The following is a 17339-nucleotide window of genomic DNA, read 5'->3' as shown; positions in this document are numbered from 1 at the left end:
ACGTAATGATCGCCGTCTGGGACCTGTCCCACTCGGCTCAATCCGTCGAGAGCCTTCGTCCCTATCTCAGGGAAACGGCGATCGACTCCTTTCGCGACACCGAGGGAATGCGGCTGAAGGTGTGGTTCTCCCACCCCGAGCGTCACACCTGGGGAGCGGTCTACCTGTGGGACTCCATCGACGCGATGAAGCGCCGGCTGGGCGATCCGAAGAAGGCACTGGAGGTCATCGGGTACGCCCCCTCCATCAGCGTCTTCCCGGTGGAAGCGGTGGCCGAGGGGCCGGGCGCCCTGGAGGCGTTGGACCGCGTGGGCCTGGCATGGGAAGGCGTCCCGCTCGACTGAGGAGCTCATCCGATACCCCGTCCGCCGCCGGCCCCGCCGAAAGACGACTCGCTGTCACCTGATGCGGTGAACTCCCCCTTATCCCGGCCGCATCCGGGGTAGGGCCCTGCTGATCTCGTGCCGGGGGGACGGAACGCCGGCTCCCCGTACCCGTGGACGAAAGGCCGACCCCGTCGTGACGCAGCCGTTCCAACTGCCGGATTTCTACGTGCCCTATCCGGCGCGACTGAACCCCCACCTGGAGGACGCCAGGGTCCACACCAAGCAGTGGGCCCGCGCCTTCGGGATGCTGGAGGGTTCCGGCGTGTGGGAGGAGAAGGACCTCGACTCGCACGACTACGCCCTGCTCTGCTCGTACACCCACCCCGACTGCGATTCCGCCGCGCTCTCCCTGGTCACCGACTGGTACGTGTGGGTCTTCTTCTTCGACGACCACTTCCTGGAGATGTACAAGCGCTCCCAGGACCGCGCGGGCGCCAAGGCCTACCTGGACCGGCTCGCCGCCTTCATGCCGATGAACCTGGCCGACGGGTTCCCCGAGGCCACCAACCCGGTCGAGGCGGGCCTCGCCGACCTGTGGGCCCGTACCGTCCCGGCGATGTCGCTGGACTGGCGGGAACGGTTCTCCCTGTCGACGAAGAACCTCCTCGACGAGTCGATGTGGGAACTCGCCAACATCAACATCGGGCGGGTGGCGAACCCCCTCGAATACATCGAGATGCGCCGCAAGGTGGGCGGTGCCCCCTGGTCGGCGGGCCTGGTCGAGTACGTCTCCGCCGAGGTCCCGGCGCGCGTCGCGCACGCGCGGCCGCTCGGCGTGCTGCGCGACGCCTTCTCCGACGCCGTCCACATCAGGAACGACATCTTCTCCTACCAGCGCGAGGTCGCCGACGAGGGCGAACTCTCCAACGCCATCCTGGTGTTGGAGACCTTCCTCGACTGCACCACCCAGGAGGCGGCCGAAGCCTCCAACGACCTTCTCACCTCCCGGCTCCAGCAGTTCGAGGCGACCGCCCTCACCGAACTCCCCCAGCTCTTCGCCGACCGGGCGATGAACCCGGCCGAGATCGCCGCCGTGCTCGCGTACACCAAGGGGCTCCAGGACTGGCAGTCCGGCGGACACGAATGGCACATGGTCTCCAGCCGCTACATGAACAAGGAGGCCAAGCCCACCGCCCCGCTCACCCTCCCCTTCCTCCCCTCGGGTCCGGGCACCACCGCCCTGGACCTGGGGTCCCTCTTCACCCGCCGCTCGATGGAACTGCGCCGGCGCTCCTTCACGCACGTGCCGTTCCGGCCGACCGGCCCGTCCGTGATCCCGGACCTGTACATGCCGTTCCCGCTCTCCCTCAGCCCCCACCTGGACCACGCCCGTGAGGGCGCCGTGGCCTGGGCGCGGCGCATGGGGCTGCTGGACCCGCAGCCCGGCGATCCCGGCTCCACGATCTGGACCGAGGACGCGATGCGCGGCTACGACTTCGCGCTCTGCTCCGCCGGAATCGACCCCGATGCGACGCCCGAGGCGCTGCTCCTCAACGCGTGCTGGCTGACCTGGGGGACGTACGGGGACGACTACTACCCGGTGGTGTTCGGCCGGACGAAGGACCTCTCGGCGGCCAAGGCGACCACCGCCCGCCTCATCTCGATGATCCCCGTGGACCACGCCGAGCAGCCGCCGCCGGTCACGGCGATGGAACGTTCACTCGCCGACCTGTGGGTCCGTACGAGCACGGGCATGAGCCCGGAGGTGCGCACCGAGTTCCGGGCCACGCTGGTGAGCATGCTGGAGAGCTGGGTGTGGGAGGTCGGGAACCAGATCCAGAACCGCATCCCGGACCCGGTCGACTACGCGGAGATGCGCCGCAGCACGTTCGGCTCCCACCTGACGATGTACCTGTGCCGACTGGGCCAGGCGGGCCGGGGCATCCCCGACGAGATCTACGCCTGCGGCACCATCCGGTCCCTGGAGAACGCGGCGGCCGACGCCGCCTGCATGATCAACGACATCTTCTCCTACCAGAAGGAGCTGGAGGTCGAGGGCGAGGTCCACAACCACGTGCTCGTCACGCAGAACTTCTTCGACATCGGCTACCCCGAGGCCCTGCGGATCTGCCACTCGCTCATGACGCAGCGCATCGAGGAGTTCCAGCACATCGTGGCGAACCAGCTGCCGTTGCTCTACGAGGACTGGAAGCTCGACGCCGACGCCCGGGCCGGTCTCGACGCGTACGTCGGCGAGCTCCAGGACTGGCTGGCGGGGATCCTCAACTGGCACGAGAAGTGCCGCCGTTACCGCCAGGAGGATCTGCACCGACCGGCCGACGCACTGTCCACGGGAGTCCTGCGACCCGGCTTCGGCATGTCGGCGGCGCGGATCTCGCTACCGGCCTGAGTCCACGGACCGGACGACGGGGGCGGACCGCTCGACCGCCCCCGTCGCCGGGTCTCCACCGGGGTCAGAACTCGTCGGCCGTGTGCGGCAGTACGTCGGTGCGCAGGGCGGCGTCCAGCGCGGCCGCCGCGCCCGCCGTGCGTTCGGCGACCAGCCCGGCGGCCACGAGCTCGACCATCCGGGTGCCCCCGAGATAGCAGGCGGCCAACTCCCTGACGTCCAGGGCCAGATCCGCCTCCGCCCGCGCCGGTTCGTACGTCGCCCCGCCCGGGCCCGCCTTGAGCCGGAACCGTCCCGCGTTCGCGGGCCCGCGCACGTCGGCCACGTCCAGCACCAGTTCCACGGGCGCGGCCCAGTCCCGGGCGGTCAGGGCGGCCCGTACGTCGACCAGGCGCAGCCAGAGCGCGGGGAACTGGGCGGTGACCCTGACCTGGTCCCGGTCGGCGGCGAAGTGCAGGAGCGGGTCGTCGGCGGGGCGGCCCCAGGCGCGGACCCGGCCGGTCAGGTCCAGGGAGCTCACGCAGTCCCACAGGGCGGCGGCCACGGCCGGCGTGTCGGCCTCCAGTTCGTCGACGCGCACCAGTCCCGGGGCGCGGCCGGGCCCGGCGGCATCGTCCTGCGGCTTCGTGCGGAAGAGGACGTATCCCGCGACGGGTTCACCGGGGTCACCGAGGACGATGATCCGGGGCGGGCTCAACTCCTCGTCCTCCTCGTCCTGTTCGCACAGCCACTCCTCGTCCCAGCGCTGCGGGCTACGGGTCGGGCGACCGGCCCGCTCCGTACGGGCGACCTCGTGGCGGGGTCCGATCACGGCGAGGGCGTCCTGTGGTGCGACGAGGCGCAGCGGGCGCGGGTCGGGGGCGATGCGCAGGGCAAGCGGCCGGCTGGAGTCGATCTCGATGGTGAGGCCCTGGGTGGCGGCGCCGTAGCCGAAGCGTCCGTAGATGGCGGACTCGGAGGCCCACAGGGCGGCGAGCGGGCTGCCCGCCGCGGCGGCGCGGCGCAACTGCTCGTCCATGAGGGCGGTCAGGACGCCCCGGCGGCGGTGGGTGGGCGCCACGGACACGAAGGTGAGTCCGGGGCAGCCGAGTTCGCCGCCGGGGACGGAGAGCCGGAAGTCGTGGGCGGCCATGAAACCGACCAACGCCGCCCCGTCGTAGGCACCGAGGCGTGCGCAGCGGGTGAGCAGGGCGCGGTGCCGTTCGCGCCCTTCGGGCTCGGGGCGGTCGTGGAAGACCAGGTAGGCGAGCTCCTGGGCGCGGTCGATGTCGGCCTCGGGTACCTCGCGGATGTCCACCATGATCGTGAGACTAATCGGTCATCGTGGACCGGTCACCCCATAAGGGCCCCATTTACCGAAATGGCCAGTTCCAGCACCTACGGCGCGGCGGCGCTCCCGCCCGCACCCCCTTGCGCCCCGCGCCCGCGCCCCCTTCCGCCCGTACCCGCCCCCGCGCCGCGCACCGGTCAGCGGGCCGCGGGCCCCGTCCATCCCGTCGGCACGTGGCCGAGCCGGACGCGCTGCGGATGGTCGCCCACGGGGACGGACACCCGCTTGGTCCCGGTGGCGAAGTCGATGGCCGTGACGCGGTCGGCGCCGCTCTCCGAGATCACGCAGCCCTTGCCGTCGCCGTCGACCGTGGCCCAGTACGGCTTGGCGGCGGGCACCAGCGGTCCTTCCGCGAGGGTGGCACGGTCCACCACCGTGGCGTAGTCGTCCATGGTGCCCGCGATGCAGAGCTTGGATCCGTCCGGGCTCATGGACATTCCGTGGTGGCGGGAGTCGTTGACCCAGGTGGTCCGGTCGGTGCTCGTGGCCGGGTTCGTCGGGAGGGTTTTGAGGCGGGTGATCCGGTCGGTGGGTACGTCGTACTCCAGGAAGCCGTTGAAGAACGACACCTGGAAGTAGAACTTCGACTCGTCGGGGCTGAAGGCGACCGGGCGCACGGAGTCGGAGAGGTCGGAGCGGCCGAAGGCGTCGAGGCGTTCGCGCATGTCGATGACGCGGACGGTGCGGAAGGTCTGCGTGTCGACCACGGTGATCTTCCGGTCGCCCTTCGTCCAGTCCAGCCAGGGCGCGTCGAGGGCGGTGTTCACCTCGCCGATCGAGCTGTTCCACAGGAACCGGCCGTCTCGGGTGTAGGTGTTCTCGTGCGGCTTGTCGCCGGTGCGGAAGGAGCCGACCTGGCGTCCGGTGGCGATGTCCAGGACGTGCACGGTGTTGGCGGTGGAGGCGGAGACCGCGACGCGGGTGCCGTCGGGCGACACGGCCATGTGGTCGGATCGGTAACCCGCGACGGGGAAGCGCCAGTTGACGCGACCGGAGCGGACGTCGATGGACACGACGTCGGCGAAGCTCGGCCGGGAAACGACGACGGCGGAGCCGTCCGGGGTGGTGTACATGTCGTCGACGAACTGGTCGTGACCCTCGCCGGCGCTCGCGCGGATGCCGAGGAAGAAGGCCAGCTTCAGCGGGTTGAGGTGGATCTCCCACAGCCGGTCGGCCTTGTCGGGGATCACGTCGATCCGGCCGATCCTGGCGAGGTCGCCGGTGGAGGCGAGGACGTCGGCGGTCCCCTCCCAGTTGTTCCCGACGAAGAACACCTCGCGCAGGCCGTCGCCGGGGGCGGTCGGGGGCGCCGTCGCGGCCGAGGCCGGCGCGAGGGCGGTCAGCAGGGTCGCCGCGGCCACCACGGCCAGGGTCCGCAGGGGGCGCCGCATCGACAGCGCTCGCGGGTTTCGCGCGGTACGTGACATCCGGTCAACTCCGGTGCTCCGAGGGGACGGAGAGAATGCCTCCCCTTACCGGCCGGTAAGATAGGGGGAACGTCAAAAGGGCGCAACCCATCGGGTCGCGCCCTTCGTTCGCTTCCGGCCGTCACTCGCTCCGGCCGTCACTCACCGCTTCAAGCGACGGAGCCGATCCTGCCGATCACGGAGTTCGAGGTGTCGTGGTGGATCGGGATGTGCGCGCCGGTGAGGGCCGCGCCGGTGCCGCCGCGGCGGTTCGCGACGATCTCGGCGGCGATGGACAGCGCGGTCTCCTCCGGGGAGCGGGCGCCGAGGTCCAGGCCGATCGGGGAGCGCAGCCGGGCCAGTTCGAGCTCGGTCACGCCGACCTCGCGGAGCCGCTTGTTGCGGTCCTCGTGGGTGCGGCGGGAGCCCATGGCGCCGACGTAGGCGACGGGAAGCTTGAGGGCCAGTTCGAGGAGCGGGACGTCGAACTTGGCGTCGTGGGTGAGGACGCACAGCACGGTGCGGGCGTCGACGCCGCCCGCGTCGGCCTGGGCCTCCAGGTAGCGGTGCGGCCAGTCGACCACGATCTCGTCCGCCTCGGGGAAACGGTTCTTCGTGGCGAACACGGGCCGGGCGTCGCAGAGGGTCACGTGGTAGCCGAGGAACTTCCCGATCCGCACCAGGGCGGAGGCGAAGTCGATGGCACCGAAGACGATCATCCGCGGCGGCGGGACGCTGGACTCGACGAGCACCTTGAGGGGCTCTCCGCAGAGCCGGCCGTCGGCGCCGATCTCCAGCACGCCGGTCTTCCCGGCGTCCAGCATGGCGCGGGCCTCCTCGGCGAGGGTGCGGTCCAGTTCGGGGTGTCCCCCGAAGCCGCCCTCGTAGGAGCCGTCGGCGCGGACGGTGACGGCGCGGCCCATGAGCTCGGCCGGGCCTTCGGCGATCCGGGCCACCGCGGCCGCCTCGCCGCGGGCGGCGGCGGCCAGCGCGGCCGCCAGCACCGGGCGCAGCGGGGAACCCACGGGGACCGGGGTGACGAGGATGTCGATGATTCCGCCGCAGGTCAGCCCCACGGCGAAGGCGTCGTCGTCGCTGTACCCGAAACGCTCCTGGACGGTCTCGCCGTCTTCGAGCGCCTGCTGGCACAGCTCGTACACCGCACCCTCCACGCATCCACCGGAAACCGAACCGATCGCGGTGCCCTCGCCGTCGACGGCGAGCGCGGCTCCGGGCTGCCGGGGCGCGCTCCCGCCGACCGCCACGACCGTGGCGACGGCGAAGTCACGTCCCTGCTCGACCCACCGGTTCAGTTCTTCGGCGATGTCCAGCATGTGCGGCCTCCTCGGAGGGGTTCGTTTCCAGTATCGAATACGTGGAGGGTGCGGTACTTCGACCGATCGGACCTGATCGACCTGATCGGTCGCCGCCCCGGGCCGGGTCAGTGGACCCCGAGCCAGCCCTCGATCGGGTTGAGGGCGAAGAACACCAGGAAGATGCCCGTCAGGACCCACATGAAGGCACCGATCTCGCGGGCCTTGCCCTGCGCGACCTTGATGGCCACGTAGGAGATGACACCGGCCGCGACACCGGCGGTGATCTGGTAGGTGAACGGCATGATCACGACGGTCAGGAAGACCGGGATCGCGGTCGCGCTGTCGGCCCAGTCCACGTGGCGGGCGTTCTGCATCATCATCGCGCCGATGACGACCAGGGCCGCGGAGGCGACCTCGCCGGGGACCACCTGGGTGATCGGGGTGAAGAAGAGGCAGGCCGCGAAGAAGAGGCCGGTGACGACGGAGGCGAGACCCGTGCGGGCACCCTCACCGACGCCGGTGGCGGACTCGACGAACACGGTCTGGCCGGAGCCGCCCGCGACACCACCGATGGCGCCACCGGCGCCGTCGATGAACAGGGCCTTGGACAGGCCCGGCATGCGGCCCTTGTCGTCGGCCAGCTTGGCCTCGGTGCCGACGCCGATGATGGTGGCCATCGCGTCGAAGAAGCCGGCGAGCACCAGGGTGAAGACGATCATGCCGATCGTCATGATGCCGACGTCGCCCCAGCCACCGAACTCGACCTTGCCGAACAGCGAGAAGTCGGGCATCGAGACCGCGGAGCCCGAGAGCTCCGGCGGGCCGTTCTTCCAGGCCTTCGGGTCGATGTCGACGATGGCGTTCAGGATCGCGGCCAGGATGGTGCCGCCGACGATGCCGATCAGGATCGCGCCGGGGACCTTGCGGGCCTGGAGCATGAAGATGGCGAGCAGGGTGACGCAGAAGAGCAGGACGGGCCAGCCGGCGAGCTCACCGGCGGGGCCGAGGGTGACCGGCCCGCCGACCTGCGAGCCGTGTACGAAACCGGCCTTCACGAGGCCGATGAGGGCCACGAAGAGGCCGATGCCCATGGTGATGGCGTGCTTGAGCGCGAGGGGGATCGCGTTCATGATCATCTCTCGGAGGCCGGTGACGACCAGGAGACAGATCACGACGCCGTACATCACGCACATGCCCATGGCCTGCGGCCAGGTCATCTGCGGCGCCACCTGCGAGGCCAGCACGCCGGAGACGGAAAGTCCGGCGGCCAGTGCGAGCGGCACCTTGCCGACGAAGCCCATGAGGAGCGTGGTCAGGGCGGCCGCGAACGCGGTGGCCGTGATCAGCGCCGCCGGCGACATGGTGTTCCCGGCGACGTCCTTGCCGGAAAGGATCAGCGGGTTGAGCAGGAGGATGTACGCCATGGCCATGAAGGTCGTGATACCGCCACGAACCTCGTTGCCGACGTTGGATCCTCTGTGCGTTATGTGGAAATACCGGTCGAGCCAAGACCGCCCCGCGGGATTCAGAGTGCCGTCGCCGGCCTCTTCCGCGGTGGTCTTGGGCTCCACTGATGACTGGGTCATGGTGCCTAACTCCCAAGGTTCAAAGGGGCACCCGCATAAAGATTGGAGACACGGGATTTGGGAAACTGCGTTTGGCTGCACGACCCGGGGTGACGGCCCGAGGCGACGCGAATGTTCACTGCGTGTACTGCGGGTAGTGCGGGGGTGACCGCTGGTACTACGTGGGGGTTTCTGCAGGGGTACTGCCAGGTGCGAGGACCGCGAGCGGTGCGGTACTTCGTGCTCCGGGCGGCGGGACCGAAAGTGTGACGTTCCCTGTCCCGCCGCCCGGAAATCCGGGGGTGGGTCCGGGGGCCGAAGCCCCCGGACCACGCCGTCCTAGAGGGTGCCGGTGAGGGCTTCCGGACGGATCGGCGTCTTGTTGATCTCCAGACCGGTCGCCTGCCGGATCGCCGCGATGACGGCCGGGGTGGACGAGAGGGTCGGTGCCTCGCCCATGCCGCGCAGGCCGTACGGGGCCTTCGGGTCGGCGAGCTCCAGGACGTCGACCGGGATGGTCGGGGTGTCGAGGATGGTCGGGATCAGGTAGTCCGTGAAGGAGGGGTTGCGCACCTTCGCGGTCTTCGGGTCCACGATGATCTCTTCCATGATCGCGACGCCGAGGCCCTGGGTGGTGCCACCCTGGATCTGGCCGACCACGGAGAGCATGTTCAGCGCCTTGCCGACGTCCTGGGCGGTCGCCAGCTCGACGACCTTGACCAGGCCCAGCTCGGTGTCCACCTCGACGACCGCGCGGTGCGCGGCGAAGGTGTACTGGACGTGCCCGTTGCCCTGGCCGGTGACCAGGTCGAAGGGCTCGGTCGCCGCGTGACGGAACTCGAGTTCGAGGTCGATCGCGTCCTCGCCCTCCAGGATGTCGGCGATGTCCGCGAGGACCTCGCCGCCGTCGGTGACGACCTTGCCGCTTTCGAGGAGCAGCTCGGCCGTGGCCCACGCCGGGTGGTACGAGCCGTTCTTGCGACGGCCGATCTCCAGCAGGGCCTCGCGGACCGCCTCACAGGTGTTCTTCACGGCGCCACCGGTCATGTACGTCTGCCGCGAGGCGGACGTGGAACCGGCGGAGCCGACCTGCGTGTCGGCCGGGTGGATCGTCACCTGCGTGACGCCCAGCTCGGTACGGGCGATCTGCGTGTGGACGGTGATGCCGCCCTGGCCGACCTCCGCCATGGCCGTGTGGACCATCGCGACGGGCTCGCCGTTGATGACCTCCAGGCGCACGCGGGCGGTGGAGTAGTCGTCGAAGCCCTCGGAGAAGCCGACGTTCTTGATGCCGACCGCGTAGCCGATGCCGCGGACGACGCCCTCACCGTGGGTGGTGTTGGAGAGACCACCGGGCAGCGCGCGGACGTCCGCGCCCTCGCCGGCCGACTCCCACTGGCGCTCGGGCGGCAGCGGGCGGGCCTTGACCCGGCGCAGCAGCTCGGCGACGGGCGCCGGGGCGTCCACGACCTGGCCGGTCGGCATGATCGTGCCCTGCTCCATGGCGTTGAGCTGGCGGAACTCGACCGGGTCCATGCCCAGCTTCTCCGCGAGCTTGTCCATCTGGGCCTCGTAGGCGAAGCAGGCCTGGACGGCGCCGAAGCCGCGCATCGCGCCACACGGCGGGTTGTTCGTGTAGAGCGCGATCGCCTCGATGTCCACGTCCTCCAGGACGTACGGACCGACCGAGAGGGAGGAGGCGTTGCCCACGACCGCCGGGGAGGCGGACGCGTACGCGCCGCCGTCCAGGACGATCTTGCACTTCATGTGCGTGAGCTTGCCGTCCTTGGTGGCGCCGTGCTCGTAGTAGAGCTTCGCCGGGTGGCGGTGCACGTGGCCGAAGAAGGACTCGAAGCGGTTGTAGACGATCTTGACCGGCTTGTTCGTGGCCAGGGCCAGGAGGCAGGCGTGGATCTGCATCGAGATGTCCTCGCGACCACCGAAGGCACCGCCGACGCCCGAGAGCGTCATGCGGACCTTCTCCGGCGGCAGGCCCAGGACCGGGGCGATCTGCTGGAGGTCCGAGTGCAGCCACTGGGTGGCGACGTACAGCTCGACGCCGCCGTCCTCGGACGGCACGGCCAGGCCGGACTCCGGGCCGAGGAAGGCCTGGTCCTGCATGCCGAAGGTGTACTCGCCCTCGACGATGACGTCGGCGCGCTTGCGGGCCTCTTCCACGTTGCCGCGGATGATCGGCTGGCGGTGCACGATGTTCGGGTGCGGGACGTGACCGATGTGGTGGTCGTCGCGGCCCTCGTGGATCAGCGGCGCGCCCTCGGCGAGGGCGGAGGCCTCGTCCGTGACGAGCGGCAGCTCACGGTAGTCGATCTTGATCTTGGCGGCCGCGCGGCGGGCGGTCTCCGGGTGGTCGGCGGCCACGAGGGCGACCGGCTCACCGTGGTGACGTACTCGACCGTTGGCGAGAACCGGGGTGTCCTGGATCTCCAGGCCGTAGTTCTTCATCTCGGCCGGCAGGTCGTCGTACGTCAGCACCGAGTACACGCCGGGCATGGCGAGCGCCTCGGAGATGTCGATGGAGACGATCTCGGCGTGGGCGACGGTGCTGCGCAGCGTCTGGCCCCACAGCATGTCCTCGTGCCACATGTCCGAGGAGTACGCGAACTCGCCGGTGACCTTGAGGGTGCCGTCGGGACGGAGGATGGACTCGCCGATGCCGCCCTTGTTGTGCTTCTGGGTGACGTTCGTCGGCGTACCGGCGGGCACGGTGCGGGTGTTCTGAGCCATGGTCAGACCGCCTCTCCCTGACGGGCGGCCGCGAGGCGGACCGCGTCGAGGATCTTCTCGTAGCCCGTGCAGCGGCAGAGGTTGCCGGACAGGGCCTCACGGATGTCCTGGTCGGACGGGTCGGAGTTCTCCTCCAGCAGCGCGTCCGCCTGGACGAGCAGACCGGGGGTGCAGAAACCGCACTGGACGGCGCCGGCGTCGATGAACGCCTGCTGGATGTTGGAGAGCTCGATGCCCTCACCGGTCTGGGAGTCGCCGGGCTTGGCCGCCCAGCGCTTCGCCTCGTCGGTGGTCACGCCCTTGCTTCCGCAGCCACCGCCGGTGCCGCAGGCACCGCCGTGGCCGTGCTCCTCGCGCTGCTTGGCGAAGTCCGCCAGGCCCTCGACGGTCACGACGTCGCGACCCTCGACCTGACCGGCGGCCACCAGACAGGAACAGACCGGCACGCCGTCCAGACGGACGGTGCACGAACCGCACTCACCCTGCTCGCAGGCGTTCTTCGAGCCCGGCAGGCCCATGCGCTCGCGCAGGACGTAGAGGAGGGACTCGCCCTCCCACACGTCGTCGGCTTCCTGCTGACGACCGTTGACAGTGAAATTGACGCGCATGGTTACGCAGCCCCTTCGAGCGAGCGGCCGTTGGTGCCGCGGTACTGCTCCCACGTCCAGACGAGCTGGCGGCGAGCCATGATGCCGACCGCGTGGCGGCGGTACTTCGCCGTGCCGCGGACGTCGTCGATCGGGTTGGCCGCGCCGGAGGCGAGGTCACCGAACTGCTTGGCGATCGACGGCGTGATGACCTTGCCCGACTCCCAGAAACCGCCCTCTTCGAGCGCGGCGTTCAGGAACTCCTCGGCGGCCTTCGCCCGGATCGGGGTCGGCGCGGCCGACCCGATGCCGGTGCGGACCGTGCGGGAGTCGGGGTGCAGCGCCAGACCGAAGGCGCACACCGCGATGACCATCGCGTTGCGGGAGCCGACCTTCGAGTACTGCTGCGGCCCGGAGGCGTTCTTGATGTGGACCGTCTTGATGAGCTCGTCGGGAGCCAGCGCGTTGCGCTTGACGCCCGTGTAGAACTCGTCGATCGGGATCAGTCGCGCGCCGCGGACCGACTCGACCTCGACCTCCGCGCCTGCCGCGAGGAGGGCGGGGTGGGAGTCACCGGCCGGCGAGGCGCAACCGAGGTTGCCGCCGACACCGCCGCGGTTGCGGATCTGCGGGGACGCGACCGTGTGCGAGGCGAGCGCGAGACCCGGCAGCGTACCGCGCAGGTTCTCCATGATCTGGGTGTACGGGACGGAGGCGCCCAGCTTGGTGACCTCCTCGCCTACCTCCCACTCCCGCAGCAGACCGATGCGGTTGAGGTCGAGGAGGTACTCCGGACGGCGGTGGTCGAAATTGATCTCGACCATGATGTCGGTGCCACCCGCAATCGGCACAGCTGTGGGGTACTCGGCCTTAGCGGCGAGCGCCTCCTCCCAGCTGGCGGGGCGAAGGAAGTCCATGTGCGGCTCTCTTCTTCTTCATCGTGTCGTTCACTTCAAGCCAGGAGGCCGAAGGGCCCTCGACTGGTCGTTCACGTGCTGTTAATGCGGTGTGGAGTCAGTACACAAGCCACGCGTCCCTCGGGTGCAGTCACCGAAACCATGAAGGAGTTGGCTGGGGGCCTCCCTCGTCTTGTAGATTCGTATGAAAGGCAGGATGCGACGACCTGCCCGATTTCCAACGGCAACATCGAGACAGATCGGCGGCGACATCATGCGGCTGCGCGCACTGCTGGAAACCGAGGCGCTGGGGCTGCGGCTGCTGGGCGGCGAGGACGAACTCGACCGGACGGTCCGCGGGGTCATGACGACCGACCTACGGGATCCCAGCCGGTACCTGTCAGGAGGAGAACTCGTCCTCACCGGCCTGGCCTGGCGAAGAAATTCAGCCGATTCCGAGCCGTTCGTACGAATCCTCGCGAGCGCGGGCGTCGCGGGCCTCGCGGCGGGCGAGGCCGAGCTGGGCGACATCCCCGACGACCTGGTCTCAGCCTGTCGGCGCAACCGGCTCCCGCTGTTCGCGGTGAACGAGGACGTTGCATTCGCCACCATCACGGAGTACGTGGTGCGGCAGGTCTCCGGGGAGCGCGCGGGCGATCTCGCAGCGGTCGTGGACCGCCACCGGCGGCTGATGACATCGGGTCCGGCAGGAGGGGGACCCGATGTGGTGCTGGATCTGCTCACCACGGACCTCGATCTGCGGGCCTGGGTGCTCTCGCCCACGGGCCGGCAGATCGCCGGCGCCGGCGAGCCGCTGGCTCCGGGCGTCTGCGCGACGCTGGCGAGCGAACACCTCGCGGCGGTCCGGACCGGCCGCAGGGGCCCGCACCGGATGTCCATCCAGGGTATTACCTACTCGCTGTTCCCGATCAGGGGACACGGCCGGGGCCCGGGCCCCGCCGCCCGTGACGTGCGCGAGAGCGTGCTGTCGGACTGGCTGCTGGCCGTCGAGGCGGACGCGGGCGACTGGCCCGCCGAGCGGCTGGATCTGCTCCAGGGCGTCACCCAGCTGATCGCGGTCGAGCGCGACCGCCGCGACGCGGCCCGTACGGTGCGCCGCCGGCTGGCCCAGGAGGTGCTGGAGCTGGTGCAGACGGGCGCCGCGCCCGCCGAGATCGCGGCCCGCCTGCGGGTGGCGGCCCCGGTGCTGCTGCCCGGACTGGGCGGCGCCCCGCACTGGCAGGTCGTGGTGGCCAGGGTGGACTGGGACGGCGGGGACATCCCCGGCGGGCCGGTGGCCCAGTCGCTGCTGGAGGAGATCCTGGTCGACCCGTCGATCGCGGGCCCCGAGCCCTCCGACCGGATCGCGGTCGCCCATGCGGGTGACGAGGCCATCGCGCTCGTGCCGCTGCCCTCGCTGCCCGGAGAGCCCGGGGAGGAGAAGGGAGGCCCCGATTCCGCCCTGCACGCGGACGTGCTGCTGGCCTCCGTACGGGAACCCCTGGCGGCCGGTCTGGCCGACGACGGGCGGCTCACCCTCGGCGTCAGCGCCGCCGTGCACTCCGCCGAGGGGCTGCGCGGGGCGCTGGAGGAGGCCCGGCACGCCCGCCGGGTCGCCGCCGCCCGCCCGGGCCGGGTCTGCGCCGCCGGGCACCACGAGCTGGCCTCGCACGTGCTGCTGCTGCCGTTCGTCCCGGACGACGTGCGCCGGGCCTTCACGGCCCGCCTGCTGGACCCGCTGCGGGACTACGACCGCCGACACCGGGCGGAGCTCATCCCGACCCTGGAGGCGTTCTTGGACTGCGACGGCTCCTGGACGCGCTGCGCGACCCGACTGCACCTCCACGTCAACACGCTGCGCTACCGGGTCGGGCGAATCGAGCAGCTGACGGCGCGGGACCTGTCCCGGCTGGAGGACAAGCTCGACTTCTTCCTCGCACTGCGGATGAGCTGAGGAAAGACCGCCCCGCCCCACCCCCCGGGGGCGGCGCGCGGGGACGACCGTACGGGTCGGGCCCCCTGACGCGTCGTCCGGACTTTGTGAAAGAGTTCACCCGACCCCTTGGCCGATGCAGCCGATCCGTGCTCTCATTTCGCCCCAGGGCTCAACGACGTGCTGCTTGGTTGCTTCGGGGAGGGCAATGTGGCGGATACCGCCATGTCCGGTGCGGGATCCACGGGGGGCGACGACCCCCTCCAGCGAGCGATATGGCGGCTGCGTTCGCGCGGCTGTTGGACCGACGCGGCTGCCCTCCTGACGCCCCACGCGCACCACGCGGGGGCTGCCGTGCAACGCACCGCGCTCCTGGTGGAGCGGTGCCTGTTCACCGGCCAGGGATGGGCCGAGGCGGAGGACGCGCTGCGGGTCGCGGAGGCCGTGGCCCGGGACGACGACGAACGGGGCGCCGCCGCCTGCGAACGGGGCCAGCTGGCCTACGCCGCGACCGTGCTCGGGGTCCGCGACCGGGCCGACGAGGCCCGTTCGGCGCTCGGCCGCTCCGCGGCCCTGCTGTCCCCGTCCTCCCGGACCCGGCCGCTGCTGGACTTCCGTCGGGGGCTGGTCGCCGAGCACCTGGCGGACTCCCCGCAGGCGGCCCTGCCGGCCTACCGGCGGGCCCACGCCGGCGCGGTGGCCCACGGGGACACCCTGCTGCTGTCCTTCACCTGGCGGCACCTGGCCGCGCTGGCGCTGCGGGACGGGGAGGTCGCCGAGGCCCGCAAGGGCTTCGCGGAGTCCCTGCGGATCCGCGAGGAGCTGGGCTTCCTGGTCGGTACGGCCCCGGCGCTGGCGGCCCTGGCCGAGGCCGAGCCGGAGCCCGAGGCCGCCCGGCTGCGCGCGGAGGCCCGGCGCCTGTTCCACCTGCTGGGCGGCATCCCGACCTGGTTGGCGGACCAGCTGCACCCCTCGCCGGCGTAGCGCGTCGGGTCAGTGGGCGCCCGCGAAGTGCTCCCGTACGAGCGACTCCACCACCGGGAGGTCCCCCGCGATCAGGGCCTCCAGGAGCGCCGAGTGCTCGGCCGCGTCGGCGACGAGGTCGGCGCGGCGCACCCGGGGGGCTCCGGGCAGGGGCCACTGGGCGCGCCGGTGGAGTTCCTCGGTGAGCCGGACGAGTTCGGCGTTGTCCGCGAGGGACAGCACGGCCCGGTGGAAGGCCCGGTCGGCGGCCGCGTAGTCGGGCAGGTCGCCGGCGGCGGCCGCCTCGGCGGTGGCGAGGGCGTCGGAGCGCAGGGATTCCCAGGTCTCGACCGGGACGGTGCGGGCGAGTCGGAGCATCACGGGGACCTCCAGCAGGGCCCTGACCTCGGCCAGCTCCGCCAGGGTGCGGGGGGTGCGGGCCAGGACCCGGAACCCCCGGTTGGGCAGGCACTCGACCGCCCCCTCCAGCGCGAGCTGCTGCATCGCTTCCCGCACGGGGGTCGCGGAGACCCCGAACCGCTCGCCGAGGGCCGGCCCGGAGTAGATCTCCCCCGGCGCGAGCTCGCCGTCCACGAGGGCGGCCCGCAGGGCTTCCAGCACCTGCGCGCGCACCGAATGGCGCAGCACCTTCCGCGCGTTCCGCGCGCGGTCCGGGCTGTCGGCCGCCCGCGCGTGCTCCGCGCCCTCGGCCATCTCCGCCTGCTGCGTGTTCTGTACGGGAATCAGCGGGTTCGTCGGTACCGCGGAGCGGTCCGCTGCGTGCATTCGGTCCTCCTCCTGGTCTCGACCGGATCCGAGAATAAGCCAAGGTCGGCGGGGTGGAGCGGGCCGGGCGCGCCGAATCCGTCGAGGCCGCCGGAAATCGCGGCGGGCCGGGTGGACACACATACGGAAAGGTCGAGTAAGGTAAGGCTAACCTTCCAATGTTCGCGTGATTCGGTGGTCCGTCATGACCGGCTCGGCTGTTGACGCCCTGCTCCCGCCCGCACCCGCCCCGGCCGGCTCTCCGGTGGCGGACGCGTACGGGCGCCTGACGGCGGCCTACCCCGGACTGCGGATCACGGAGCACGACGCGCACGAACCCCTCCCTCGCGGTGTGGGATGGGTCGGCGCGGACGAGCTCGCGGCGGGCGGGGAGGCGGTCGACGCCTTCCTCGCCTGGGACCACGCCCAGGTGCTGCGCGACTACGGCACCCCGGGGCGTCCCGACGTGGTGGCCGGGTTCGGGCTGCACCGGTACGCCTGGCCCGCCGTCCTGCTGATCACGGTCCCCTGGTTCCTGGACCGCCGGGTACCCCGGCTGCCGGTGTCCGGGGTGGCGTACCACCGGACCCGCGGACAGATGTCCGTACGGGTCGAAACCTTCGCGTGCCTGCCGGACGATCCGGCGGCCACCCTCCCCGGGGCCCGTGTCGTGCCCGACGAGGAGTCACTGCGGAGCGAGGTGCGGGCAGCGGTGTCCCAGCACCTCACCCCACTGCTGGAAGGTTTCGGCCCGCGGACGCGGCGCGGCCGGCGGGCCCTGTGGGCGATGGCCACCGACGACCTCGTCGAGGGCCTGTGGTACCTCGGGCAGCTGCTGGGCGAGGAGGCGCGGGCCATGCGGGAGTTGGAGCTGCTGCTGCCCGGCTCGACCGCCCCGTACACGGGCGGGGCGGGGTTCCGCACGCTGCGCGGGCCCGACGGTCGGGAACTGACGACCCGGGACCGGGCCGGCTGCTGCTTCTTCTACACGATCCGACCGGAGGACACCTGTACGACCTGTCCGCGCACCTGCGACACGGACCGCGTCGCCCGGCTCGTGGCGGAGGCCGCCACCGACTGAACCCACCCGCAGGGAT

13 protein-coding genes are annotated in these 17339 nt (G+C 71.1%); 5 read left to right on the top strand and 8 right to left on the bottom strand.

All coding sequences use genetic code 11. The annotated features are described in order from the left end of the window. Window positions 1-107 precede the first annotated feature (107 nt). Window positions 108-344 carry a hypothetical protein gene (locus ACFY0I_RS33540; protein ID WP_388902841.1) on the top strand — a complete coding sequence of 79 codons (237 nt, stop codon included), beginning with the start codon at window positions 108-110 and terminating at the stop codon, window positions 342-344. A gap of 175 nt (window positions 345-519) precedes the next feature. After that, a complete protein-coding gene (locus tag ACFY0I_RS33535) occupies window positions 520-2736 on the top strand; it encodes a germacradienol/geosmin synthase (RefSeq protein WP_388902838.1) in 2217 nt (738 codons plus the stop codon). 64 nt (window positions 2737-2800) lie between these two features. On the opposite strand, the gene ACFY0I_RS33530 is transcribed toward ACFY0I_RS33535, so the two are convergent. From ACFY0I_RS33530 to ACFY0I_RS33500, 7 genes are all read right to left on the bottom strand, one after another. Next, window positions 2801-4036 carry a GNAT family N-acetyltransferase gene (locus tag ACFY0I_RS33530; RefSeq protein ID WP_388902836.1) on the bottom strand — a complete coding sequence of 412 codons (1236 nt, stop codon included), beginning with the start codon at window positions 4034-4036 and terminating at the stop codon, window positions 2801-2803. 167 nt (window positions 4037-4203) lie between these two features. Beyond that, on the bottom strand, window positions 4204-5493 hold the full coding sequence (locus ACFY0I_RS33525; protein WP_388902833.1) for a YncE family protein: 1290 nt from the start codon (window positions 5491-5493) through the stop codon (window positions 4204-4206). Between the two features lie 149 nt (window positions 5494-5642). Then, window positions 5643-6806, bottom strand: coding sequence for an XdhC family protein (locus tag ACFY0I_RS33520; protein WP_388902831.1), 1164 nt, complete (start codon window positions 6804-6806; stop codon window positions 5643-5645). 107 nt (window positions 6807-6913) lie between these two features. Continuing rightward, window positions 6914-8374 (bottom strand): NCS2 family permease, encoded by a 1461-nt coding sequence (locus ACFY0I_RS33515; RefSeq protein ID WP_388902828.1) that lies wholly within the window; start codon window positions 8372-8374, stop codon window positions 6914-6916. A 318-nt stretch (window positions 8375-8692) separates the two neighbouring features. Next, entirely contained in the window at window positions 8693-11098 is a 2406-nt protein-coding gene (locus ACFY0I_RS33510) for a xanthine dehydrogenase family protein molybdopterin-binding subunit (RefSeq protein WP_388902827.1), read from the bottom strand. A 2-nt stretch (window positions 11099-11100) separates the two neighbouring features. Next, on the bottom strand, window positions 11101-11706 hold the full coding sequence (locus ACFY0I_RS33505) for a (2Fe-2S)-binding protein (protein WP_281207619.1): 606 nt from the start codon (window positions 11704-11706) through the stop codon (window positions 11101-11103). 2 nt (window positions 11707-11708) lie between these two features. After that, entirely contained in the window at window positions 11709-12602 is an 894-nt protein-coding gene (locus tag ACFY0I_RS33500; protein WP_281207618.1) for a xanthine dehydrogenase family protein subunit M, read from the bottom strand. A 253-nt stretch (window positions 12603-12855) separates the two neighbouring features. Between ACFY0I_RS33500 and ACFY0I_RS33495 the strand changes: the two genes are divergently transcribed. Beyond that, window positions 12856-14535, top strand: a complete 1680-nt coding sequence (locus tag ACFY0I_RS33495) for a PucR family transcriptional regulator (protein ID WP_388902825.1) — start codon at window positions 12856-12858, stop codon at window positions 14533-14535. Window positions 14536-14739: 204 nt separating this feature from the next. After that, window positions 14740-15498, top strand: coding sequence for a hypothetical protein (locus ACFY0I_RS33490; protein ID WP_388902823.1), 759 nt, complete (start codon window positions 14740-14742; stop codon window positions 15496-15498). A 9-nt stretch (window positions 15499-15507) separates the two neighbouring features. Here the strand turns inward: ACFY0I_RS33490 and ACFY0I_RS33485 are convergent, their stop codons facing one another. Further along, window positions 15508-16263 (bottom strand): GntR family transcriptional regulator, encoded by a 756-nt coding sequence (locus ACFY0I_RS33485; protein WP_388902820.1) that lies wholly within the window; start codon window positions 16261-16263, stop codon window positions 15508-15510. Between the two features lie 184 nt (window positions 16264-16447). Between ACFY0I_RS33485 and ACFY0I_RS33480 the strand changes: the two genes are divergently transcribed. Further along, entirely contained in the window at window positions 16448-17323 is an 876-nt protein-coding gene (locus ACFY0I_RS33480; RefSeq protein WP_388902993.1) for a (2Fe-2S)-binding protein, read from the top strand. Window positions 17324-17339 lie beyond the last annotated feature (16 nt).

Origin of the sequence: Streptomyces sp. NPDC001568, assembly GCF_042893755.1 — a bacterium.
GTDB lineage: Bacteria > Actinomycetota > Actinomycetes > Streptomycetales > Streptomycetaceae > Streptomyces.
Note: the sequence above shows the minus strand (reverse complement) of the source record. Positions and strands in the feature narration are given on the sequence as shown.